The organism is Okeania hirsuta (assembly GCF_003838195.1).
Lineage (GTDB): Bacteria > Cyanobacteriota > Cyanobacteriia > Cyanobacteriales > Microcoleaceae > Okeania > Okeania hirsuta.
Window position 1 is genome coordinate 1 of the sequence record NZ_RCBY01000373.1, and the last position, 4,932, is coordinate 4,932.

The 4,932-nt window shown below is 43.9% G+C and carries 4 protein-coding genes; all 4 read left to right on the plus strand.

Annotated features, from left to right (window positions below; genetic code table 11):
* The coding region (locus D5R40_RS38350; RefSeq protein WP_205127754.1) for a hypothetical protein at positions 1-285 on the plus strand (285 nt) is incomplete at its 5' end.
* 207 nt (positions 286-492) lie between these two features.
* The gene (locus D5R40_RS30360; RefSeq protein ID WP_124155687.1) at positions 493-903 is read left to right on the plus strand and encodes a T9SS type A sorting domain-containing protein; all 411 of its coding nucleotides are present in this window, start codon (positions 493-495) and stop codon (positions 901-903) included.
* A gap of 2,376 nt (positions 904-3,279) precedes the next feature.
* Positions 3,280-3,477 (plus strand): hypothetical protein, encoded by a 198-nt coding sequence (locus D5R40_RS36500; RefSeq protein ID WP_124155688.1) that lies wholly within the window; start codon positions 3,280-3,282, stop codon positions 3,475-3,477.
* Between the two features lie 291 nt (positions 3,478-3,768).
* Entirely contained in the window at positions 3,769-3,921 is a 153-nt protein-coding gene (locus D5R40_RS36505; RefSeq protein WP_161565120.1) for a hypothetical protein, read from the plus strand.
* Positions 3,922-4,932 lie beyond the last annotated feature (1,011 nt).

The following is a 4,932-nucleotide window of genomic DNA, read 5'->3' on the forward strand; positions in this document are numbered from 1 at the left end:
CGCTGTGGAATTCCTTTTTCCATCCAGCTAGATACCCTACAAGCTGGGCAAACCTATAGCCTACCGGTGATCCTGGGGAATCAAGATTACCCCGCCGAGGATGTCTACGGCCTCGCCTTCCAATTGACTTATGACCCCAGCCTTGTCGTTCCCGGCTCGGTACACTTTAGTGTCGAAGGAAGCTGGCTCGGGGCAGGAGGGCAGAACTTGCTGCTCATGCAGAGAGAATTTGCTGATGCTGGTAGATTAGCTATCGAATCACTCGTCTTGACAGAAATAATGTAGGTGAGGGGGTATTATTGGTCATATTAAATATTACCATTGAAGATGATATACTGATTCGTCAGCGCCAGAAAGGAGAAATCAGTAGTCGACTTCTATCTTGAAATTGAAGGAGTGGAAGCTGATTTCCAATACACAGGAAGTTGTGCCAGTGGAGGTCGTGAATGCTGATGTAGAAGTCATCAGCGACATTACCAAAACAGAAAATATATTGCCCGTTCGTTTTTATCCCAACCTGCACAAAAGACACTCTGGATCAATGGACTTCAATTGAAAACCACCTGGATACAATTCTTCGATACCCAGGGGCGCCTTCGTTCAATCTCAGGAATTGAAGGCGGAGATAAAGCGTTGGATCTACGAGGATTGCAGTCTGGGCTATATTGGGTGCGCCTGTGGAATGAGGAAGGAATGGCGGTACAGAAGTTGTTATTGAGCGATGATAGGCTTGGGATGGGGTATTGTTGTGAAAAACATCTGAACAATAGCCCCAATCCCGAAAACACCGAACAATGGCCGATCCCATTGCTGGTGTTTTTCATCAACAATGAAGGGACTACAAAGCGGAGACGCCTCTTGCAGCCATCCTTTTGTGCTACATTTTTGCTTTCCAACTGCTGATGGATGCGCTGTGTTAGTTGTTCTTTTCCTTTTGCGTAATTTACCGTGGATCTTAGCCGCAACTGTAGCAGGCGCGTAGCTAATTTCAAGAAATTGGCATTGGAAACGCTTTTTGATATTCGGACAGTTGGCGATTGCGGGTGATATAGATTCGAGTGGCTTCCACTTAAGGAGAAAAAAGCCTCTGTTCTCCTGTAGATCATAGTAGCTCTTTGAGCTGAATGATCTTGGCAGAAAGGTGATAGAAGGCTCAGTGAACTCTACATCATGTAGCAATTGTAGAGGCGCTCGTATAATCTTCCGGGCATAATAGAGGGAGGCTAGATTATAGGTGTAGACATTGTGTTCCTCAGATGGGTGCAGGCTAGAGCGTATTGATTAATGAAATCTTCGGTCCAGTTGAATTCCTTGAGCCGAATCCCTGCCGTGACGATGGTTGATATAGGTCCATTGAGTTAGATAGCCTTATCTTGAAAATGATTTTTTCTCCAATAGGATCTTGTAAAGCTTCCAGAATCTCTCGGTAAAACTCTCTCCTTCCAGAATTGATCATTCTTGACGCCGTAGTTCAGGGCATAATGGTATAAAATCCGTAGTTTCTCGGGCAGGGAAGAGACTCCAGAGGTTGATCCATAGGTTCTTCAATGAAAATAGGTGTGCTGTCTCTTCCTGTTGTTGGAGCATTTCCAGAGGTCTTATAATAGACTTGTAGAACGGGCTGCGGTGCAATTCCAGGGCGCGTCTTGTATTTCGCCGATTATTTCTTCTAAGAAAAAACACTGATAGCCGGCATTTACTACTGTGTTTCTACTGTCATCATCACAAGCAATGCTCAGTTTGCTACAGGTATAGAATGGGTATCCAGCATGTCGTTCTTGAGTTGCAAGTTCACATCATACCCTCTCTTTCCACTGGACAGTGAAAGCTGATCCAGTTCTTCGTGTAGCAAGAAAGAATCCAGAAGTAGGTTTGGTTTCTATAAGGTTGTTTCTCCTGAATCTTTTGGTATCGCTTGGCCTGTCTGGGATTTGCTATATAATCCTCTAGTTTTAAGGCTTCAAGTAGAAGCGCCTTTTCTCGTCTCCGATGCTCCAATTGCGAGTAGCTGAGGTAATCATATAGCAATTGGACGAGATCTGATATCAGATTATTGAGCCGCAGCTCTTCGTAAGGCCCCTTTCCATATATGGCTTTGTAAATGAGCTGCTTTGTTGATTCGGACTGGGTCGAAATCCGGTGCGAAAGTCAGTAGGATACTAGAGAGTTGCTGAATTTTCTGGTTTTTATTGAAAAAGGGAGATGCAACGAATTCTGAAATTTTGTGCGTTCTCTAGTGCTGAGCTTTTTGAGTAAGTTGACAAGAATCATGGATCTTAGTTGCGATTAATTAGCACTCATGAAGATTTTATACGAACTAAAGTCATTTGTAAGCTAGGGCTAGAAGGGATAATGCAATCGGCATTGCTAAAATTATCTCTAGACTCTATCTCTAATTATGCATAAGTGGTCTATATGCTGCGTCGGAGAATGGAAATATAATTTGCTATAGTATAGGTTTTTAAGTAACTGATAAGATTTTTTATATAGTAAAGGGGAAAGGGTTGAAGCTATAAATTACAATAATGTACTTAAATACATGGGAGAATTAGCCTGTAATTTTGAGCCAATAGTAAGATATACACCTAATTTCATAATCATAATCAAAGTGCGAAAGCATGGCTTTGCCTGCCCAACTACTATCAAAAATTCCAGTGAAATGTTATAAAATTACACCTGTCTGTTTTGTTGTTTAACGCTGCTCTTAGAGAAGTCAGTTTCTACAGGCCCAAGACGGTAATTCCTGTTTTCCTTTCAATTGGAGACATTAGCGCTTAACGCCAACAGTGAGTTTTGTATCAACCTAAAAACCCAAGGCTTTCAGAATGTCTTGGGTATGCAGGGTAGCATTCTTTACGACCCGGAAGTCTGCAATTTACTGAAGTACAGGATTTTGGTTTGCCAGGCCTGTCTCTGGTTCCTTGGCACTCCAGCTGTTGGACAACGAGAAAACAGAGTTACTTTTCTTGGTCTAGCCCGACCGCCACAGGGTGAATTAGCCGATGGACAAGTGATGGCCAAGTTGTGTTTTCAGCCACTGGTTGATTCTGGAAGACCATTGTGGAGTTTTCCCAAACAACCTACACCTATAGAACTAATAGATGGAAATCTACGCCTGCTTTCAGCCACCTTCCTTGCGCTGAAGTTCAAATTGGTGGTACAGATGCCAGTGATCTGCAGATTGATGAGCTTTGCGTACTTCCTTCCATTTGCGAAGAGATTGGTCGGGGCTTCATTGAGGTACAGGCAAGCTCTGGCGTCCGAACCATTGGCCTATAGTTGGACAGGGCCAAACGCTTTAGTAGTAATGCTTCCTCCTTCGAAGCTGTAGCAGGGAGGCTACTACGATTAGAGCTTAGTAATGCGGAAGGAGAAATAGCAAAAGCTTGTGCAGTTGTTGTGGAGGGAATGGGAGAGTCGGTTGTAGCTGCAACATTACACCTGTCCCCTGTGATCAGGAGGAAGGTGGGGCATTGAAACTTTCTTTCCAATACGAATTCGAACCTGGATTTTTCTCTGGGATAATGAGCGACCGGTCTTCCCTGACCAATTTGTCTCCAGGACCTTATTCAGTTACTATTACGGATCCTACAACAGAAATGTAGCATAGTACAAAGTTTCGATGTCCCGAAAGAAGGAATTCGAGGGAGTCTCTTTTCTAAGTGTTTGAGTGGATGAGGAAGTTGAATTATGGCATTGATTTTTGATGTTGAAGGCAATCCCTATACTTACGATTGGAGTAATGGCGAACTTTTTTAACGGGGCCAAATGAACACAAAATCGTCGTGCCTGCGCTACCGCACAGAATACACAGTGACGGTTACCAATAATCAAGGATGTTCTACAGTCTTGCAAACCGTTCTTCCTAGTTGTGAAGTGCCTTCAGAAGGAGAGGATAATTTTGAGGATGCTTATTACTAGAGGCAGAAGAGGTACAGGCTGAAAAAGGGGAATTGGTTTGCCTTGATTTCACGGTAACAAGACTTCGAAAATATCACTGGGGCTTCAATTTACCATCGAATTTGACCAAAGTCTTTTGGGTTATTATGAAGCACGGAATTTTGCCTTGGCAAGCTCACACTTCCTTTGGGGTCCTACCTGAGTTGCTAGAAGATGGCCATGTGACTTTGGCTTGGTCAGATTCGCAGTTTACAACCCAGGACCTTGGCTGATGATGCGGTTATTTTCACCTTATGCTTTTGAGGTATTAGGAGAGCTGGCTTTGCTTCGGTCATAGTAAATGGATCTAGAAACGCCCATGGGGCTATTTGGGCCGGGAACCTCTTTGAAAATGTACAAATGTCTCTTTGGCAGTATCGAGGAGGAGTGCAAATAGGAGAGCCATAAGCGCAAAACCTATAATTGACCAGATTTGTGCTGAACCCTAGGATGTGGATCTGCTGCTACTACTCATTTAGTGGCTGATGTCAGCGGCGATATGGAGCCATTTAGTTACAAACTGGAGGGACCAGAAGGTTATTCTTCTTCGAGCTGACTCTGAAATCACCTCGCCAGGGCTATATAGCATGACCGCTCACTGATGGGGCGGGGGCAACTGCAGTGGCGTGATTCAGGTAGAGGAAAGTGGAATGCACTGGACCTTACTGCTAACATCGTACCCGTATCTTGTGCAGGAACCAATGATGGAAGCATTTCGCTTGACGACCTTTCCTAATGATGGCAACTACACCTATGCATGGAGTAACGGTGCTAATACAAGGATATTGATGACTTAGAAGTTGGGGAGTATACCGTGTCAGTTACGGATAATAGTACCGGATGTCAAACAAAAAAGAGTTTTCTGCTCGACAGGGATGAAATTGCCGCCTCATTGTATTACAACTGTCTGTCAGATTCAATGGTGGAAGTAACAGCAGTGGTGTTTAATCCACAAGGATTCAATTACACCTTCCATTGGAGCAACGGTGACCA